Annotated in this window: 15 protein-coding genes and 1 pseudogene; 7 read left to right on the top strand and 9 right to left on the bottom strand. The window is 72.9% G+C overall.

Going from position 1 to position 18,088, the window contains the following annotated elements; all coding sequences use genetic code 11:
- From C1I95_RS05945 to C1I95_RS05935, 3 genes are all read left to right on the top strand, one after another.
- Positions 1-766 (top strand): carboxyl transferase domain-containing protein (locus C1I95_RS05945; RefSeq protein ID WP_325048779.1); only part of this gene is annotated, 766 nt, incomplete at its 5' end.
- Positions 767-836: 70 nt separating this feature from the next.
- Positions 837-2,849, top strand: a complete 2,013-nt coding sequence (locus tag C1I95_RS05940) for an ATP-binding protein (protein ID WP_111212746.1) — start codon at positions 837-839, stop codon at positions 2,847-2,849.
- The gene (locus C1I95_RS05935) at positions 2,846-4,036 is read left to right on the top strand and encodes an acyl-CoA dehydrogenase family protein (RefSeq protein WP_111212745.1); all 1,191 of its coding nucleotides are present in this window, start codon (positions 2,846-2,848) and stop codon (positions 4,034-4,036) included. Before C1I95_RS05940 ends, C1I95_RS05935 begins: the two co-directional genes overlap by 4 nt.
- A 65-nt stretch (positions 4,037-4,101) precedes the next feature.
- Here the strand turns inward: C1I95_RS05935 and C1I95_RS05930 are convergent, their stop codons facing one another.
- Positions 4,102-5,904 (bottom strand): alpha/beta hydrolase, encoded by a 1,803-nt coding sequence (locus tag C1I95_RS05930; protein WP_111212744.1) that lies wholly within the window; start codon positions 5,902-5,904, stop codon positions 4,102-4,104.
- Between the two features lie 222 nt (positions 5,905-6,126).
- Between C1I95_RS05930 and C1I95_RS05925 the strand changes: the two genes are divergently transcribed.
- Complete coding sequence (locus C1I95_RS05925; protein WP_146605644.1) at positions 6,127-6,462, top strand: hypothetical protein; 336 nt, start codon at positions 6,127-6,129, stop codon at positions 6,460-6,462.
- A gap of 27 nt (positions 6,463-6,489) precedes the next feature.
- Here the strand turns inward: C1I95_RS05925 and C1I95_RS05920 are convergent, their stop codons facing one another.
- The 7 genes and pseudogenes from C1I95_RS05920 to C1I95_RS05890 all read right to left on the bottom strand — a co-directional run bounded on the left by C1I95_RS05920 (position 6,490) and on the right by C1I95_RS05890 (position 14,440).
- Entirely contained in the window at positions 6,490-7,980 is a 1,491-nt protein-coding gene (locus C1I95_RS05920; RefSeq protein ID WP_111212742.1) for a serine/threonine-protein kinase, read from the bottom strand.
- 172 nt (positions 7,981-8,152) lie between these two features.
- Positions 8,153-8,602 (bottom strand): annotated as a pseudogene (locus tag C1I95_RS05915) (hypothetical protein); the annotation flags it as partial.
- 200 nt (positions 8,603-8,802) lie between these two features.
- Entirely contained in the window at positions 8,803-12,369 is a 3,567-nt protein-coding gene (locus C1I95_RS05910; protein WP_111212741.1) for an adenylate/guanylate cyclase domain-containing protein, read from the bottom strand.
- A complete protein-coding gene (locus C1I95_RS05905; protein ID WP_111212740.1) occupies positions 12,366-13,193 on the bottom strand; it encodes an MBL fold metallo-hydrolase in 828 nt (275 codons plus the stop codon). The genes C1I95_RS05910 and C1I95_RS05905 overlap by 4 nt, the downstream gene beginning before the upstream one ends.
- A gap of 112 nt (positions 13,194-13,305) precedes the next feature.
- The gene (locus C1I95_RS05900) at positions 13,306-13,767 is read right to left on the bottom strand and encodes a RidA family protein (RefSeq protein ID WP_111212739.1); all 462 of its coding nucleotides are present in this window, start codon (positions 13,765-13,767) and stop codon (positions 13,306-13,308) included.
- Complete coding sequence (gene sp36, locus C1I95_RS05895) at positions 13,764-13,919, bottom strand: Sp36 family protein (protein ID WP_013736319.1); 156 nt, start codon at positions 13,917-13,919, stop codon at positions 13,764-13,766. The genes C1I95_RS05900 and sp36 overlap by 4 nt, the downstream gene beginning before the upstream one ends.
- Before the next feature lie 44 nt (positions 13,920-13,963).
- Positions 13,964-14,440, bottom strand: a complete 477-nt coding sequence (locus C1I95_RS05890; RefSeq protein WP_111212738.1) for a hypothetical protein — start codon at positions 14,438-14,440, stop codon at positions 13,964-13,966.
- Between the two features lie 324 nt (positions 14,441-14,764).
- On the opposite strand from C1I95_RS05890, the gene C1I95_RS05885 reads away from it, so the two are divergent.
- The 3 genes from C1I95_RS05885 to bagB are packed head-to-tail and all read left to right on the top strand — an operon-like array spanning position 14,765 to position 17,555.
- Positions 14,765-15,346, top strand: coding sequence for an Rv0361 family membrane protein (locus C1I95_RS05885; RefSeq protein WP_111212749.1), 582 nt, complete (start codon positions 14,765-14,767; stop codon positions 15,344-15,346).
- A gap of 26 nt (positions 15,347-15,372) precedes the next feature.
- Positions 15,373-16,350 (top strand): ATPase BagA, encoded by a 978-nt coding sequence (bagA, locus tag C1I95_RS05880; protein ID WP_111212737.1) that lies wholly within the window; start codon positions 15,373-15,375, stop codon positions 16,348-16,350.
- A 53-nt stretch (positions 16,351-16,403) separates the two neighbouring features.
- The gene (bagB, locus tag C1I95_RS05875; RefSeq protein ID WP_199523622.1) at positions 16,404-17,555 is read left to right on the top strand and encodes an ArsA family ATPase; all 1,152 of its coding nucleotides are present in this window, start codon (positions 16,404-16,406) and stop codon (positions 17,553-17,555) included.
- 9 nt (positions 17,556-17,564) lie between these two features.
- Here the strand turns inward: bagB and C1I95_RS05870 are convergent, their stop codons facing one another.
- On the bottom strand, positions 17,565-17,885 hold the full coding sequence (locus C1I95_RS05870; RefSeq protein WP_111212735.1) for a WhiB family transcriptional regulator: 321 nt from the start codon (positions 17,883-17,885) through the stop codon (positions 17,565-17,567).
- Between the last annotated feature and the right edge of the window lie 203 nt (positions 17,886-18,088).

The following is an 18,088-nucleotide window of genomic DNA, read 5'->3' as shown; positions in this document are numbered from 1 at the left end:
GTACGACCCCGAGGAGCTGCTCGGCATCGTCAGCGCCGACCTCAAGGTGCCGTTCGACCCGCGCGAGGTGCTCGCCCGGGTGCTGGACGGCAGCGAGTTCGACGAGTTCAAGCCGGCCTACGGCACCGCACTGGTCACCGGCTGGGGCGAGCTGCACGGGTACCCGGTCGGCGTACTCGCCAATGCGCGAGGCGTGCTGTTCAGCGAGGAGGCGCAGAAGGCCACCCAGTTCATCCAGTTGGCCAACGCCGCCGACACCCCGCTGATCTTCCTCCAGAACACCACCGGCTACATGGTCGGCACCGAGTACGAGCAGCGCGGCATCATCAAGCACGGCGCCCTGATGATCAACGCGGTGTCGAACTCGACCGTGCCGCACCTGACGGTGAACCTGGGTGCCTCGTACGGCGCGGGCAACTACGGCATGTGCGGGCGGGCGTACGAGCCCCGGTTCCTGTTCACCTGGCCGAACGCGAAGTCGGCGGTGATGGGCCCGGCACAACTGGCCGGGGTGCTGTCCATCGTGGCCCGGCAGGCCGCCGCCGCGCGGGGCCGCGAGTTCGACGAGGACTCCGACGCGGCGATGCGAATGATGGTCGAGCAGCAGATCGAGTCCCAGTCCGGTGCGCTGTTCCTCTCCGGGCGGCTGTACGACGACGGGGTGATCGACCCCCGGGACACCCGTACCGTCCTCGGGCTCTGCCTGTCGGCCATCCACAACGCACCGGTCAAGGGCGCCGACGGCTTCGGCGTCTTCCGGATGTGATCCCCGTGAGCGCGAGGAACGCAGCGAAGCGGAGTACCGCAGTCGCGAACGAAAGGCAGGCTCAGCTCACATGATCACGAGATTGCTGGTGGCCAACCGGGGGGAGATCGCCCGCCGGGTCTTCGCCACCTGCCGCGCACTCGGCATCCAGACGGTGGCCGTGCACTCCGACGCGGACACCGACGCGCCCTTCGTCGCCGAGGCCGACCAGGCGGTCCGCCTGCCGGGGAACACGCCCGCGGGGACGTACCTGCGGATCGAGGCGCTCCTGGACGCGGCCGGTAAGGCCGGCGCGGACGCCGTACACCCGGGCTACGGCTTTCTCGCCGAGAACGCCGACTTCGCCGCGGCGGTGACCGACGCCGGCCTGACCTGGGTCGGCCCGCCGGCGAAGGCGATCGCCGCGATGGGCGACAAGCTGGCCGCCAAGGCACTGCTCGCCGACGCGGGCGTGCCGATGCTGCCCACCTGGACCGCGGAGGAGCAGGTCACCGGCTTCCCGGTGCTGGTGAAGGCGTCGGCCGGCGGCGGCGGTCGCGGCATGCGGATCGTCCGGGACGCGGCCGGGCTCGCCGAGGCGATCGCGAGCGCGCGCCGCGAGGCGGCGTCGGCGTTCGGCGACGGCACGGTCTTCATCGAGCGGTACGTCGAGCGGGGCCGCCACGTCGAGGTGCAGATCGTCGGCGACCGGCAGGGCACGATCCTGGCCCTCGGCGAGCGGGACTGCTCGGTCCAGCGCCGGCACCAGAAGATCGTCGAGGAGGCACCGGCGGTCGTCCCGCCGGAGCTGCGGGAACGGCTGCACGAGGCAGCGGTGGCCGCCGGCCGGGCGGTCGACTACGTCGGCGCGGGCACGGTGGAGTTCCTGCTCGCCCCGGACGGCGCGTTCCACTTCCTGGAGATGAACACCCGCCTCCAGGTGGAGCATCCGGTCACCGAGGCGGTCACCGGGCTGGACCTGGTCCGGCTGCAACTGCTGGTCGCCGAGGGTTCACCTCTGCCGCTGGCGGCGACACCGCCGGTCGAGGGCCACGCGATCGAGGTACGCCTCTGCGCCGAGGAGCCGGCCCAGGGCTTCCGCCCGGCGACCGGCACCCTGCACCGGTTCACGATTCCCGGGGTGGCCGGCGAGTTCACCCGGGTCGAGGGCGTGCGGCTCGACTCCGGCGTGGCGGACGGCTCGGTGATCGGCATGCACTACGACTCGATGCTGGCCAAAGTGATCGCCTGGGGGCGGACCCGGGACGAGGCCGCCCGGATGCTGGCCAGCTCGCTGGCCCGGGCCGAGATCCACGGCGTGGCGACCAACCGCGACCTGCTGGTCCGGGTGCTGCGCAGCCGGCAGTTCGGCGCGGTCGAGGTCGACACCGGCTTCCTCGATCGGCACCCCGAGGTCTTCGCTCCACTACTGCCCGTCGCGCAGCTCCCCGTGGTCGCGCTCGCGGCGGCGCTCGCCTCGGCAGACGCCCGCCGGGCCGCCGCGCCAGTGCTGGCCGGACTGCCCTCCGGTTGGCGGAACGTGCCCGCCTTCCCGCAGGTCGCCCACTTCGACGGGCCGGATGGCGAGATCGAGCTCCGCTACCGGCTGGACCGCACCGGCGCGCTCGCCGAATGGTCGGCGTCGCCGGTCGCCGGGCCCGGCCCCGCCCGCGAGCCCACCGAGGCCGAGCCGCCCCCGGCCGTCACCCTGCTTGAGGCCACCCCGGAGCGTGTCGTGCTCGACGTCGACGGGGTGCGGCGGGTGTACCGCGTACACCAGGCTGGGTCGGAGGTCTTCGTGGACGGCCCGGACGGGGCGGTGAGCCTGGTCGAGCTGCCGCGCTTCCCCCTGCCGACCGCGGAGCTGGCCGCCGGGTCGCTGCTCGCCCCGCTGCCCGGCGCGGTGACCCGGGTGCACGTCGAGGTCGGCCAGCGGGTCGCCGCCGGTGACCCGCTGCTGACCCTGGAAGCGATGAAGCTGGAACACCCCGTGCTTGCCCCGACCGACGGCGTGGTCACCGAGCTGCCGGTGCCGGCCGGTGGGCAGGTCGAGACGGGTGCCGTGCTGGCCGTGGTGAACCCTCTTGAGGAGACATCGTCATGAACTTCGACCTCAGCCCCGAACAGGACCAGCTCCGCGACGCCGTCCGGTCGCTGGGCAAGCGGTACGGCCACCGCTACTTCGTGGCGAAGGCCAAGGCCGGCGAGCACACCACCGAGCTGTGGCACGAGGCGGGCCGGCTCGGCTACCTCGGCGTCAACATCCCCACCAAGTACGGCGGCGGAGGCGGCGGCATCACCGAGTTGGCCATCGTCTGCGAGGAGCTGGCCGCCGCCGGCTGCCCGCTGCTGCTGCTCGTCGTCTCCCCCGCCATCGCCGCCACCGTGATCAACAAGCACGGCACCGAGGAGCAGCGCAAGCGCCACCTGCCCGGCCTGGCCGACGGCTCGCAGAAGATCGTCTTCGCGATCACCGAGCCGGAGGCCGGTTCGAACTTCCACCGCCTCGGCACGGTCGCCCGCCGCGACGGCGACGACTGGGTCATCTCCGGCCGCAAGTGCTACATCTCCGGGGTCGACAACGCCAACCATGTCCTGGTGGTGGCCCGGGTCGCCGTCGAGGACGGCGATGCCGGCTCACCGGACGCCGCGCCACAGAAACTGAAGCCGGCGCTGTTCATCGTGCCGACCGACGCTCCCGGGCTGACCTGGTCCAAGCTGGACATGGAGATCCTGTCCCCGGAAAACCAGTTCCTGCTCTACCTGGACGAGGTGCGCCTGCCCGCCGACGCCCTCGTCGGCGAATCCCTGGACGCCGGCCTCCCGGCCCTCTTCTCCGGCCTCAACCCGGAACGCATCACCGTCGCCGCGATGGGCGCCGGCACCGGCCGGTACGCGACCGAGCGGGCGTCCGAGTACACCTCGACCCGCTCGGTGTGGGGTGGGCGCACGATCGGTACCCACCAGGGCGTGTCGCATCCGCTGGCGCACGCAGCGGTGCAGGTGGAGCTGGCCCGGCTGATGATCCAGAAGGCGGCGGTGCTCTACGACGCCGGCCGTGACCTGGAGGCCGGCGTCTCCGCCAACATGGCCAAGTACGCCTCCGCCGACGCCGCCGCGCTCGCCGTCGACACCGCCGTCCAGGCCCTCGGCGGCGCCGGCATGACCACCGAGTACGGCGTGGCGACCCTGCTCGGGGCGGTACGGGCGGGCCGGATCGCCCCGGTCAGCCGCGAGATGATCCTCAACTTCGTCGCCCAACACGTCCTCGGCCAGGACAAGTCGTACTGAGCGCGGCTCACGCCGGTGGGCCGGGGTACGGCGGGCGGTCACCCGCCCGCCGTACCCCGGGTTGTTCAGCGGCCGTTCAGCGAGCCGACGGCCGGCAGCGGCGCGACCACCGGCGGCAGCTGCTTGGGTGCGCCGCGCCGCGGCGCGCCCTGAGCGGCCAGGTCGCTCTTGGACGAGTCGGCCCGCACGGCGGCCTCCGGCTCCAGCAGGTCCTCGAACGGCTGGATGTCACCGACGCAGACCTTGCCCTTCTTCGGCAGCGTCAGCCGGAGCAGGTACGCGTCGACCGCACGGGTGGTGCAGGCAGACGTGCCGTACGCGGTGTGCCCCCAGCTGTCACTGGACAGCAGGCGGCTGTTCGGCAGCAGCTTGGCCGAGGCGACCGCACCCTTGTAGTTGGTGGCCGGGTCCCAGTAGTTGCCGACGACCAGGACCGGGTTGGCGGTCCGCCGGTTGAACGGGCCGGTGTACCGGTCCTCGTCCCGCACGGTCCAGGTGTCCCGGGCGCAGGGCGCGCTGATCCAGGCCCAGAGCCGACCGAAGTACTTGTCGCGCTGGTCGGCCTTGGCCGCCCGGCTCGGCCACGAGCCGGCGTTCTTCGGGTGGTTCGCGTCGGTGCAGTCCACCCCGAGGAAGGTCTCCAGGCCGTTGTCGTACGGGAAGTCGTAGGCGCGGGCCTGCTTGCGGGCCTCGGCGGCCAGCTCGACGACGGAGGTGCGGGCCTGCTCACGGGCCGTCTTCTTCGCCGACGGGTCGGTCAGCACCAACAGCTCCGCCGTCATGAACGCGACATCGTAGTAGCCGTACGGGCCGTACAGGCCGCCGAGGATGAAGGAGATGAAGTCGGCGTAGGTGACGGTGAACTGGCCGAAGTCCGGGTCGTCGATCACCAGCGGCTTGGCCTTCAGCCGCTTGGTCAGCAGCTCGAACTTGGCGGCCGGGTCACCGTCGGCCAGCGGGCAGGCGGCCACCCCCACGGCCTTGCACCGCTTCAGGATCTCGCGCAGCGCCTTGGTGGCACCCTGCGCGCTGCGCATCCGGTCCTCCTGGAGGACGTTGCCGGACTTCCCCTTGCCGAACCAGGCCCGCGCGTCCAGCACGCCGTCGATCACCAGGGCGCGTACCCGGTCGGGGAACATGTTCGCGTAGTACTGCCCGAGCACGCTGCCGTAGCTGAAGCCCAGGTAGGTCAGCTTCTTGTCGCCGACCGCCCGGCGCAGCACGTCCATGTCGCGGGCGACCTCGGCGGTCGACATCGCACCACTGAGCGGCTTGCCGGTGGTCGAGCAGGCCTTGCCGACCCGCTTCGAGGCGGCGACGTACGCCTTCTCTTCCTTCTTGGTGTACGGGAAGGCGACGTCGAGCCCCTCGTACGCCCGGGTCTGGTCCTTCACCGACTTGAAGCACTTGACCTGGTCGCTGGCGTTGACGCCGCGCGGGTCGACGCCGATCACATCGAAGCGGTCGAGCACGTCGTCACCGAGGAAGTACGGCGCGGCGAGGGCGATGCTCGTGCCTGAACCACCCGGCCCGCCCGGGTTGAGGAAGAGGCTGCCGATCTTGCGCTTCTGGTCCCGCGCCTTGACCCGCAGCACGGCGATCTCGGTCTTCGCGCCCTTCGGCTTGTCGTAGTCCAACGGCAACCGGACGGTGGCGCACTCGGCGTAGTCGTAACAGCGGTACCAGTCCAGTTTGGGCGTAGGCACCCGGTCGACCCGCTTCTGTTCCAGCTTGCTGGTGCGGTGCGAGAAGTACGGGGCCTTGCTGGCGACCGTGGTGGGAGCGGCAGTGGCGGGTGCGACCGCCACCCCGGCGAGGAGTACGCCGGCGAGTCCTGCTGCGGCCAGGGCCCGGATTGGTCGTGGCATGTGGACGCCTTCCGGTGGGGTATGGGACACGTCGAGTCGACACTCGACCATCGCCACTCTAGAGATGTCGGGCAATGGCCGATGCCCGAACAACCCCCCAAAGCCAACAAAGCGCGCGGCGATGTAACGACCTCTTCATCCCGGACGCTCTTATTACCAGCTGTTACTTTCTGGCGACGCAACTGCTATTGACAGATCGACAATCTCCGACATTCTGGACGCATGAGACGGTTTCCCCGACCCGACGCGCGGATGGTGGCGGTGGTCGCGGGACTCTCGGCGTTCTGGCTGCTCGCGACGCTCGTCCTCGGGCGCCGGCAGGACCTGCTGGGAGTGGCGATGGCCCTGCTCTGCGTCCTGCTCGCCACCGTCGCCGGAGTGGCGGCGACCGCCGCCCGGCAGCGTGACGCCGACGACTCGCGGGATCCGGATCAGCCTTCCCGGCATCCTGAGACCCAGCCGCCCGGCATCGACGCGGACACGCTTGAGACGCTGGGCGACCGGGACGCGGTCCGTTCGATGCGCGAGCGGTACCACCGCGGCGACAGCCACCGGTGAGCACGGCGCCGGCCTACGGCCGGGTCGTCAGCGACTGGTGAGGGTGGGCGAGGCGAGCCCGTCCAGGCCCCGCCCGGCCAGACACCGGTACGTGGGGTCGACGTCCGGGTCGGTCGGCGGCAGCACCTCCAGATTCCACCCGGCCGACTGGCGGATCCCGCTGACCAGCCGGAAGGTCTCCTCGTTGCAGACCCGGCGCACGGTCGAATCCGCGACGATCTCTTCGTGGTCGGCGCCGGCCAGGGCGGCGGGCAACTTCCCCTCGGCGTAGCTCTCCCAGGTGTGCCGGGTGTCGCACGGCACCCGGCTGGCCGTGGCCCGTTGACCGCGCACCTGCACCGGCCCGAAGCACTCCAGCTCCACCGCGCACTGGGCACCGTTCGGAAGCGCATCGGGCAGGGTGGCGCAGCCCGGACGGAGCACGCCGGTCGCCGCCGGGCGGGGCAGCGTGGTGGGTTGTGGCGCCGGGGCACCACCGGCCGCCCAGGCGCCGACGCCGGCCGACGCGGCCAACGCGACCACACCGGCCGCGCCGAGGAACCAGCGCCGCCGCCAGCGACGATCGGAGGCGCCACCGGAGGCGGCCTCAGCGGTAGGCACGGCGGCCCGCTGCGGACGGGCGGCGTCGTACCGGCCGGTGGCGGTGGCACCGCCGACCGGGACCGTCGCCCCGCCCGTCGAGGCTCCCGGAGTATCCAGCGGCAGGTTGGCGAGCAGGTCGTGCAGTTCCAGGGCGGAGGGCCGGTCTCCCGGGTCGTTGGCCATGCCGGCGCGGAGCACGTCGACCAGGGCGTCCGGGATCCCGGGCAGGCTGGGGATCGGCTGGTGGAACATCTCCAGCACGGTGACCAGGCTGGGATTGCGCTCGGCCTGCCAGCGGGGCGGCCGCCCGTGCATGACCGCGTAGAGCGTGGCGCAGAGCGCGTACACGTCGACGGCCGGCGACGGTGGGCTGTGGCTGAACATCTCCGGCGGCGCGTACGCCGGCGTGAGCACCTCCAGGGCGACGGAGGCATCCCGCATCTCGGCGACCACGGCCAGCCCGAAATCGGCCAGCACTGCCGAGTTGAAGTGCGAGTAGAGGATGTTGGCCGGCTTCACGTCGCGGTGCAGCACGCCGGCGCCGTGCGAGTGGGCCAGCGCATCCGCGATCTTGACGCCGAGGTCCCGGGCCTCGGCGGCCCCCAGCGGCGAGGTCCGCATCCGCTCGGCGTACGACCCGTCGCAGAGCTCCATGATCAGGTAGGGGTGCTGGTCGATGGTGACGCCCACGTCGAACAGGTCGACCACGTGGGGGTGGGACGACATCCGGCCGGCCGCCCGCGCCTCGCGCAGGAAGCGCGCCTGGTCCCGATCGCTGGCCAGGGTGCGATTCTCCACCTTGACCGCGACCTCACGGCCCACGGAGATCTGCGTGGCCCGGTAAACCGTCGCGTACCCACCTCGGGCAAAGACCTGCAAATCGGTCAGACCGGGCACAATGGGCGTCGGCAGAGCGCCGGGCGGGGTGTCGGTCACAACCTCGAAAATACCCAACCCGACCGGTCGCTCAGTGAACCGCATCGGTGGCCGGCCCCGCGCCCCGCGTCCCGGTGCCACGCCGGTCGCCCGGCACCGGCTCACCGGCCAAGGCCACCGGACCGTCACCGTCACCCGCCGCGCCATCGGTGCCGCCCACCGCCGCGCTCCCGGCCGAGCCCGACGACGCGTCACCGTCCGACGGCCCGTCGCCGGCCGGGGCCGACCGACGGGCGTCCCACCAGAGCCCAGCGGCGGTGGCCAGCGCGCCCACGCCCTCCCAGGCCGCCACCCCGAAGAACCGGCCGGGTGCGACGTCCGCCAGCACCGCGAGGGTGAACACGGTGAACGTGACCAGCCGGAACACCACCGTGAAGCGATAGAACGCGCGCCACTCGGTAGCGGTGGCGAGCAGGTAGTAGACACCCATGTTGAACGAGGCCATCGACGACGCCGTCACGAACACGCCGGTGTAGTCGCCCGGTGCGCGGGTTTCCGGTATCTCGAAGCCGAGCATCCCCAGCAGCGCCTCCGGCCAGAGCAGCCCGACCGCGCCCATCACCAGCGCCAACACGCCGAACACCGCGATCGTCCAACCCGCGACCGAACGCGGCAGCCTCATCTGGGCCCTCCCCTTCGACGGCACGGCTGTCCATAGTGACCTCCGCGTGCAAATGCCACGCTAGCGGCCACCCCCGACAGGCCACATCCCCGAAACCGACAGACCTGCCCCTGGTGCCCCCACCGGCGGACGAATCGGGCGGACCGCCCGCCGGACGGCACGGTCGATCCGGGATGCGAGAAGAGGACGGGCGGAGGTGGTCAGGTGCTGCGGAGACGGGCCCACAGTGCCTCGGCGGCGGCCCGCTCGCTGCGCTGCTCGGTGCCGTACGCCAGGCGGACGGCCTCCTCGGCGCTGGCCAACGCCGCCTGCGGCTGGCCGCAGGCGGCCAACGCCTCGGCGAGCACGCTTGCCGCGATCACCTGGCTACGGACGTCCTCGGCCGGCGCGTTCACCGCCCGGCGGGCCCAGTCCAGCGCCTGCTCACACTGCCCGTGGGCGAGCAGGGCCGAGGCGTAGCGCGCCATCGACTGCCGCCGGGAGAACAGCAGCGAGGGCGTGGTCGCGGCGGCAGTGGCGACCGGGGCGAGCAGCCCGACCGCGGTGCCGGAGTCGCCGGCCGCCAGCCGGGCCGTGGCCAGCAGCACCCGAGGGGCCACCTGCGCCGGCGCCTGCGGGTTGTGCGGCTCCACGGTGGTCAGCACCGCCCGGGCGTCGCGTTCGGCGGCGGCCACGTCGCCCATGTCCAGCGCCACGAAACCGCGCAGCGTGCCGGCCATCCCGGTGAGCAGCGGGTGGGCGGTCCGGTGGGCGTACGACAGCGCGTCGGTGAGCAGGTCTGCGGCGTGCTCCGGCTCGCCCAGCCCTCGGGCGACCACCCCCCGGACGACCAGGGCGAAGCCCTGCCCCCAGTCGTCCGATGCGGCGGCGAAGTCCCGGTACGCCCGGCGGGCCTCCCGGTCGGCGTCGGCCAGGTCGCCCAGTTCGGCGTTGGCGTACGCGTCGACCGCCCGCAGGGTGCCCACCGCCCACGCCTCGCCGACCCGCTCGCCGAACGGCAGGAAGATCCGGGCCAGCCGGTGCGAGTCGCGCAACCGGCCGGCGAGCAGCCGGGCGAACGCGGTGGTGCCGCGCAGCCACGCCCGCCCGTACGGGTCCTTCAGCTCGGCGAAGAGCCGGGCGGCCCGGCCGAGCACCGCGTCCGTACCGGCGAAGTCGCCCCGGGTGGTGGTCACCCAGGCCAGGTTCTGCAACGACCACGCCTGCCCACGGCGGTCCTGCACCGCCAAGCTGACCTGGTACGACGCCGCCAACCGGCTGCTCGCCTGGCCGAGCCGGCCGGCGAGGAAGTCCGCCATGCCCAACCGGCGCATCGCCGACGCGCGCAGCGAGGGCAGGTCGGCGTCGGTAGCCACCTGCAACGCCTCCCGCCAGCAGGACTCCGCCCGCCGCAGGTCGCCCATCACCTGCTGGGCCTGCCCGGCGAGCAGCAGGGCACTGGTCCGCGTCGCCGCCTGGTCCCCGGCGTTCGCGGAGATCTTCTCGGCAAAGGCCAGCGCGTCGGCGGCCCGGCCGACCTGGAGCAGCGCCCGGGCGTGCACCACCCGGTCGACGGCCGGTACGTCGCCCCGGGCCAGCTCGGCGGCGCGTTCGGCGTACTCGACGGCGAGCGCCGGTTCCCCCGCGTGCAATGACCGGCGCGCGGCCCGGCCGAGGGCGGCGACGCCCAGCGGTGCGACCGCCCGGGCCGGCGCGTCCGGGCGCAGCGTGACCGCGTCGGCCAGCCGGGTCGCCCGCTCGACGTGCCCGGCCACGAAGTCGTCCCGGGCCACCTCGGTGAAGCCGCCCGAGCCGCCCGGGGCGCCGTCCCCCGGCGCGGCCCAACGGGCCAGCGCGGCGTGCCGTTCGGCCAGGTCCGCCTTGCTGATCCCGGCGTACGCCGCCTCCCGCATCAGCGGGGTGGCGAAGGCGTAGCCGGTGCGGGTGCGGTGCAGCATCCGGCGTTGCAGCAGCTCGTCCACCGCCCGTTCCAGCTCGACCGCGGCCACCGCGGCCGGCCGGCCGTCCCGACCGGCCCGCTGCTCCCGCAGCGCCTCCAGCGCGCCGTCGGGCACGGTGTCGCCGACCACCGAGGCGTCCCGCAGCACCGCACGGGCCTCGGCGGGCAGGGCGTCGATCCGGGCGGCGAGCACCGCCGCGAGGTCGCGGGAGAGCAGCCGGCTGCCGAGCGAGCCGGGCGCCAGCCGCCAGCCGTTGCCCATCCCGGCAGTCAGCGCGCCGCGCTCCATCAGCAGGGTGACCAGTTCGGCCAGGTAGAACGGGTTGCCCTGGGCGGTGGCCAGCAGCCGGTCGGTGTCGGCCTGGGGCAGCCGCCCGCCGCCGAGGTAGCTGGTGAGCAGCCGGGCGGCGTCGGCGCCGCGCATCGGCGGCAGCGGTTGCACCTCGGCGTCCGCGACCCGGGTCAGGGTTCCGGCGGTACGCACCAGCTCGGGCCGCCCGAGCAGCAGCACCAGCACCGGGCCGGTGAGTCGGGACAGGGTCACCTCCAACGCCCGGATGGTCTCCGAGGTGGCGTCGTGCAGGTCGTCCACGACCACCATCAGCGGCGCCTCCGCGGCGAGCGCGCTGAGCAGGTCGGCCACGGCGTTGGGCACCGCGTCGGCGTCGGCCGGCGGCTGGGCGCTGCTCCACTCGACCGGGTCGGTGGGGCTGGGCAGTTCGGCGTACCCGAGCAGGGCCAGCAGTTGGTCGACGGCGACCGGGGCGGGCTGGTCGGTGCGGGCGCGGCTGAGCCGCTGGCCGAGCCGGCGCAGCCGCTCCTCGACCGCCGGGCGGGTGACCGCGGTGGCCGCGTCGTTGGGCAGACCGGTGGCGGCGCGTACCAGGTCGGCGAGGGGGGCGAGCCGGCGGCGCTCGCCGAACGCGGCGCAGCGTACCGAGAGCACCCGGGCGCCGGTGTGCGCGGCGTACCGCCCGGCGCCCACGTCGTAACCGGCGGCGAGGCGTTCCACCTCGGCGGCGAACCGGGACTTGCCGATGCCCGCCTCGGCGGTCATCAGCAGCACCCGTGGCTCGCCCCGGTCGATCACCTCGGCCAGCCGGCCGGCGATCCGGCCGATCTCGGTCTCCCGGCCGACGAACGGTGCCTCGTCACCGAGGCCGGAGCGGGTGCCCGGGGCGTCCAGCAGGCCGAGCAGTTCGTACGCCTCGACCGGCTCGCGCTTGCCCTTGAGCCGCAACGGGCGCAGCGCCCGCCAACTGGCCACGTGCCGGGTGGCCGCGGCGGTACGGGCACCGGCGTACACCGCGCCGACGGCGGCGGCGTCGGCCAGCCGGGCGGCGGTGTTCACGGTGTCGCCGATGACCGTGTACTCGATGGCGGCCTGGATGCCGGCGATCACGTCGCCGGTGTTCAGCCCGACCCGCAGGCCCAGCGGCGCGCCGCCGCCCCGCTCGTCGTCGAGCACCCGGCGGACCGCCCGCTGCATGGACAACGCGGCGCGGACGGCACGCTCGGCGTCGTCCTCGTGCGCCACCGGGGCACCGAAGACCGCCATGATCCCGTCACCGGTCAGCTTGTCGACGTGCCCGCCGAAGGTCTTGACCGCCCCGGCGAGGGCGGCCAGCACCCGGTCGGTGACCGCGCCGACGCGTTCCGGGTCGAGGTCCTCCGACCAGGAGGTGAAGTCGGACAGGTCGCCGAAGAGCACGGTGACCACCCGACGCTCGGCGGCGGGCAGGGTGGCGGCGGCCGGCAGCGCGGCCCCGCAGTTGTGGCAGAACCGGGCGCCGGGCACGGCGACGGTTCCGCACACCGGGCAGGTCACGGTCGGTCCAACCCCGAGCTGCCGCCGTCGGATTCCCGTCTCAGGTACTCCAGTTGGGCGCGGACGGACCACTCCGCCGCCCACCAGAGCGACCGGTCCACATCCGCGTAGACCTTCGCGACCACCTCGGCCGCGGTATGCGCGCCCTCGTCCAGCGCCGTCCGTACCTGGTCGAGCCGGGCGCGGCGGTGGGCGAGGTAGAAGTCGGCGGCCGCACCGCAGTCGGCCAGCGCCGGGCCGTGCCCAGGCAGCGCCGGAATCCCGCGGTACGTCGAGAGCAGTTCCAGGCTGGCCAGGTAGTCGCCGAGGTGGCCGTCCGGGTGGGCGACCACGGTGGTGCCGCGGCCCAGGATGGTGTCGCCGGTCAGCACTACCCGCCGGTCGCCGTGCTCGACCAGGAAGCAGACCGAGTCGGCGGTGTGCCCGGGAGTGGCGAGCAAATCGATCTCCAGGCCGAAGCCGGCGAACTCCTCACCGGGCTCGGACAGCGGCTCTCCGCCGATGGTGTGCGCCGGGTCGGCGGCCAGCACGTGAACCCCGCCGAGCAGGTCGTGTAGGCGGGTCGAGCCCTCGGTGTGGTCCGGGTGGCCGTGGGTGATCAGCACCAGTCCGACCGGCCCCTGCGCGGCGATCGCCGCAAGGTGCGCCTCGTCCGCCGGCCCCGGGTCGACCACCAGGGCTGGCTCGCCGGGCGCGGCCCGCAGCAGCCAGGTGTTGGTCCCGTCCAGCGTCATCGGCCCCGGATTGGGCGCGCGCAGCAACGTCACCCACTCCGGCAGTTCGCTGGCGAGGGCGGTCACCGCCCCCGTCACATGCCCTCCCATGGCTGCGATCGTACGACCCCACGGGCGCGGCCCCGCGATCTTGCAGTTCCGGTCCCCGATTCGCCCTCCCGAGGGGCTTTCGTCCGGGCGAAAACTGCAAGATCGCGGGAGGTCAGGAAACCTCGACGATGACCTCGACCTCGACCGGGGCGTCCAGCGGGAGCTCGGCGACGCCGACGGCGCTGCGGGCGTGCCGGCCGGCCTCGCCGAAGACGGCACCGAACAGGTCCGAGGCGCCGTTGATGACGCCGGGCTGGCCGGTGAAGCCGGGTGCGCTGGCGACGAAGCCGGTCAGCTTCACGATCTTGACGACGTTCTCCAGACCGACCAGCGAATCGATCGCGGCGAGCGCGTTGAGGGCGCACCGCTGGGCGAGCTGCTTGGCCTGCTCGGCGGAGACGCCGGCGCCGACCTTGCCGGTGGCCAGCAGCTTGCCCTCGGCCATCGGCAGCTGCCCGGAGACGTACACGTGCTGCCCGGACTGCACCGCCGGTACGTAGCTCGCCACCGGCGGAACCACCTCCGGCAATTCCAGCCCGAGTTCCGCCAACTTTCCGTGCGGTCCGTTGGTCATGCCTTGGGCCGCTTCAGGTAGGCGACCAGCTGCTCCGGGTTCGGCCCGGGGACGACGGAAACGAGTTCCCAGCCGTCCTCACCCCAGTTGTCGAGGATCTGCTTGGTCGCGTGGACCAGCAGCGGGACCGTGGCGTATTCCCACTTCTGCATCGGTGGAGGGCTCCCTCGGTGGCGTGGACACTTCGGGGCACAGCCTACGGTCCACCGGCCGGTCGGGACGCGGGACGCTGCTCAGACGTGGGGCGCGGCTCCGGCGCGGTCGGCCGTTCGCCGCAGGGGCCGTTGTGGTCGTACGGCTGGGGGCAGCGCGTGCGGTCGGGCAGCAGCAGGTCGCAGAAGACCCGGTGCCGGTTGTTCTGGTCGTCGGCCGTCGACACCTCGGTCTCACCGGCGTCCAGTTCGGGCAGGAAGTTCAGCGAGGTCGCCACCCGGCCGGCCAGTGCGATCGCGGCGGCCAGGTTGGTCACCCGAATGGGCAGGTGGATGACGTACCCGGGGCCCTCTTCGTCCCGCCCTCCGGCCGGTTCTCCGGCGCTGGCCGCCTCGGCGGGCCGCCGGTACGACCGCTCGTTGACCGGCAGCCGGCCGGGGGAGTCACCGCCGGCCGTCCGGCGGTCCCCTCGGGCCCCTTGCGGGAACTGGGCTCGGGGGGTGTTGTCCGTGTCGCGCATGCACTGCCTCCGGGCGTCGTACCTGGTCACGGCCCCGCCCGCCGGTCCGGAGCCGCTGCACCCGACCCGGCCCGGGCGTGCCGGAGCGACGGTAGGACGGTGCGCTGGTCCCATCAACAGGACGCGCACGGACGATGGCTTTCGGTCACATTTGCGACACCCGACCAGCGGGAAGCTGGTCGCGCCGTTCCGCGCGGGAGACACCGGGCCCTCCGCACCGGGCAGCCGGACCGCTACCCTTCCGGTCTGGACGGGCGCTCAGCCCGGCCACCTATCCCACGCTCGCCGCCCCGCGCGGCGATGCGGCGCACCCGGGGGGACGCGATGACCCAGCCACCCGCCGGCGGTGCGACCGGCCCCACGGACCTTCCGGCGGACCAGTCCGGCCCGGACGCCGCCCAGGGTCCGTCGGTCCCGCCGCCCCCGCCCGGATATCCGCCGTACCAGTCGCCGGCCGGCCCGCCCGCCAAACGCGGTGCCCTGATGGCCTCCCTCGCCCTGGCGGTGGTCCTGCTGCTCTGCGCCGGTGGCGGCGTGGCCGCCTTCCTGACGTTGCGCAACACCGAGTCCGGCGAGGGCGCGCGGGAGCCGTCGGTGGCGGTCGACGAGTTCCTCACCGCGGTCTACCAGGAGCGGGACGCGGCCAAGGCGGCCAAGCTGGTCTGCACCGCCTCCCGGGACCACGACAAGATCCGGGCAAAGGTCGCCGAGATCGAGAAATACGCCTCGACCTACCAGAACCCTCGGTTCCGCTGGGACACCCCGAAGGTGGACAACGAGACCGGGGACCGCGCCACCGTCACCACCACGGTGACGGTGACCACCGCCGACGAGAAGATCGCCGACCAGAACCTGCGCTTCACCGTGATCCGCAAAACCGGCTGGTGGGTCTGCGAGGTCGCCTGACCTCGTTGCCTGGATAGGCTCGACAGGTGGGAGCAGCGCAGCGCCCGGCCGACCGGGCCGGCACCGATTGGCCCGCCCGTCTGCATGTGGTGACCGGCAAGGGGGGCACGGGCAAGACCAGCGTGGCTGCCGCCCTGGCCCTGGGCCTGGCCGCCGGTGGGCGGCGTACGCTGCTGGTCGAGGTGGAGGGACGCCAGGGCATCGCCCAGCTCTTCGGCACCGAGCCGCTGCCGTACGCCGAGCGGCACCTGGCCGACGCGCCGGGCGGCGGCGAGGTGTGCGCGCTCGCGGTGGACGCCGAGGAGGCGTTGCTCGAATACCTGGACATGTTCTACAAGCTCGGCGCGGCCGGCCGGGCGCTGCGCAAGCTCGGTGCGATCGACTTCGCCACCACCATCGCCCCCGGGCTGCGCGATGTGCTGCTCACCGGCAAGCTCAAGGAGGCCACCACCCGCGCGGTCGACAAGCGGCGGGTGTACGACGCGGTGGTACTGGACGCCCCGCCCACCGGTCGTATCGGCCGCTTCCTGAACGTGACCGCCGAAACCGCCCGGCTGGCCAAGGTCGGCCCGATCAAGACCCAGAGCGAGGGGGTCGCGGCACTGCTGCGCTCGCCGATGACCGCGGTGCACGTGGTGACCCTGCTCGAGGAGATGCCGGTGCAGGAGACGGTCGACGCGATCGACGAACTGAGCTCGCTGGGCTTCGGGGTGCGCCGGGTGATCGTCAACGGGGCCCGGCCGCCGCTGCCGGCGGGGCGGCTGGTCACCGAGGCCGAGCTGGGCCGGGGGCTGCGTGCCGCCGGGCTGCCGGCCGACCGGCGAATCGTCGCCGGCCTCCACGCGGAGGCGCGCGACCAGGTCATCCGCCGGGAGTTGGAGGATTCGCTGCGCGCTGATCTGGTGGAGCTGAGCGTGCCCCTGGTGGAGCTGCCGTTCCTGCCCGACGGGGTGGACCGCGCCGGGCTGGACGTCCTCGCCGCAGCTCTCGTACCCGGCGATTGACTCACACCTGACCTCGGCCTGGCGCGTTTGCCGGGTCGGCCCGATACGCTCGATTGGTGCCTTCCGACAACGCCGCGCCGCCGCTGGACGTCGACCAGATCCTGGCCGACCCGGGCGTACGGATCGTGGTCTGCTGCGGAGCGGGTGGGGTGGGCAAGACGACCTCGGCCGCCGCGCTCGCATTACGCGCGGCCGAGCGGCACGGCCGGCGGACGGTGGTGCTCACCATCGACCCGGCCCGACGACTGGCCCAGTCACTCGGCCTGACCGAGCTGGACAACACGCCCAGGCGGGTCAAGGGGATCGACGTCGAGGACAGCGGCGGCGAACTGCACGCCATGATGCTCGACATGAAACGCACCTTCGACGACGTGGTGCTCGCGCACACCGATCCGGCGAAGGCAGCGGAAATCTTCGCAAACCCCTTCTACCAGGCGATGAGTTCCACCTTCTCCGGCACCCAGGAGTACATGGCCATGGAGAAGCTCGGCCAGCTGCACGCCCGGGGCGAGTGGGACCTGATCGTGGTGGACACCCCGCCGTCGCGCTCGGCGCTGGACTTCCTCGACGCACCGGCCCGGTTGTCCCGCTTCCTCGACGGGCGGATGCTGCGGCTGCTGCTGGCTCCGGCGCGTACCGGCGGACGGAGCATGTTCAGCCTCGTCACCGCCTCCTTCGGGATGTTCTCCAGGATCGTGCAGAAGGTGATCGGTGCGCAGTTGCTGACTGACCTGTCCGGTTTCGTGGCCGCGCTCGACTCGATGTTCGGCGGGTTCCGGCAGCGCGCGGAGCAGACGTACCGCATCCTGCAGGCGCGCGAGACGGCGTTCCTGCTGGTCGCGGCGCCGGAGCCGGACGCGGTCCGAGAGGCCGCCTATTTCGCCGGCCGGCTGCGCGAGGAGAACATGCCGCTCGCAGGCCTGGTGCTCAACCGGGTGCACCGCCCGGCGGTGCCCGAGCTGGGCGCGCCGGAGAGCCGGGCCGCCGCCGACCGGCTGGCCGCGGCCGGCGGCCACGAGGGCACCGTCGAGGTGCTGCGGGCGCACGCCGCCCTGGCCGAGCAGGCGGTACGCGAGCAGCAGGTGGCCGCGCGGTTCACCGAGGCGTTCCCGCAGGTGCCGACGGTCTCGGTGACGGCGCAGCCCGCCGACGTGCACGACGTCGACGGGCTACGCACGATCGCAGCGGCGATCAGCCGCTCCTGATCGCGCCGATCAACTGCTGGTGGTCGCCAGGATCTTGTCCTTGCCGGCCTTGTCCTTGGCGTTCTTCTTCATCGCCGCCTCGAACATCTTGCGCCAGCTGGTGACCTGCGGGTGGCGGCGCAACAGCGCGCGGCGCTCCCGTTCGGTCATGCCACCCCACACGCCGAACTCGATCCGATTGTCCAGCGCGTCGGCCAGGCACTCGTACCGGACTGGGCAGCTCCGGCAGATCCGCTTGGCCACGTTCTGTTCGGCGCCCTGTACGAACAACGCGTCCGGGTCCCCGTTCTGACACGCCGCCAGTGACGGCCAGTCAGTGATCATGCCCATCTGTACACGTCCCCCCTTGCAGTACTACCGACGCCGTCGCGGGCCAGCCGGCATTCCCCCCGGTCGTCCGGCGCGCCTTACCCCAAAGGCGGCACCGACGACATGTGGCACTGTCGCCGCCCCCATCATGCTCTGTAGTTGCCCGATTACGCAACGTTGTCGGCCAAATCCATCATTCCGGACACTCCCGGCTTCTCGGGCTC

Source organism: Micromonospora craterilacus (genome assembly GCF_003236315.1).
In the GTDB taxonomy this organism is placed as follows: domain Bacteria; phylum Actinomycetota; class Actinomycetes; order Mycobacteriales; family Micromonosporaceae; genus Micromonospora; species Micromonospora craterilacus.
Note: the sequence above shows the minus strand (reverse complement) of the source record. Positions and strands in the feature narration are given on the sequence as shown.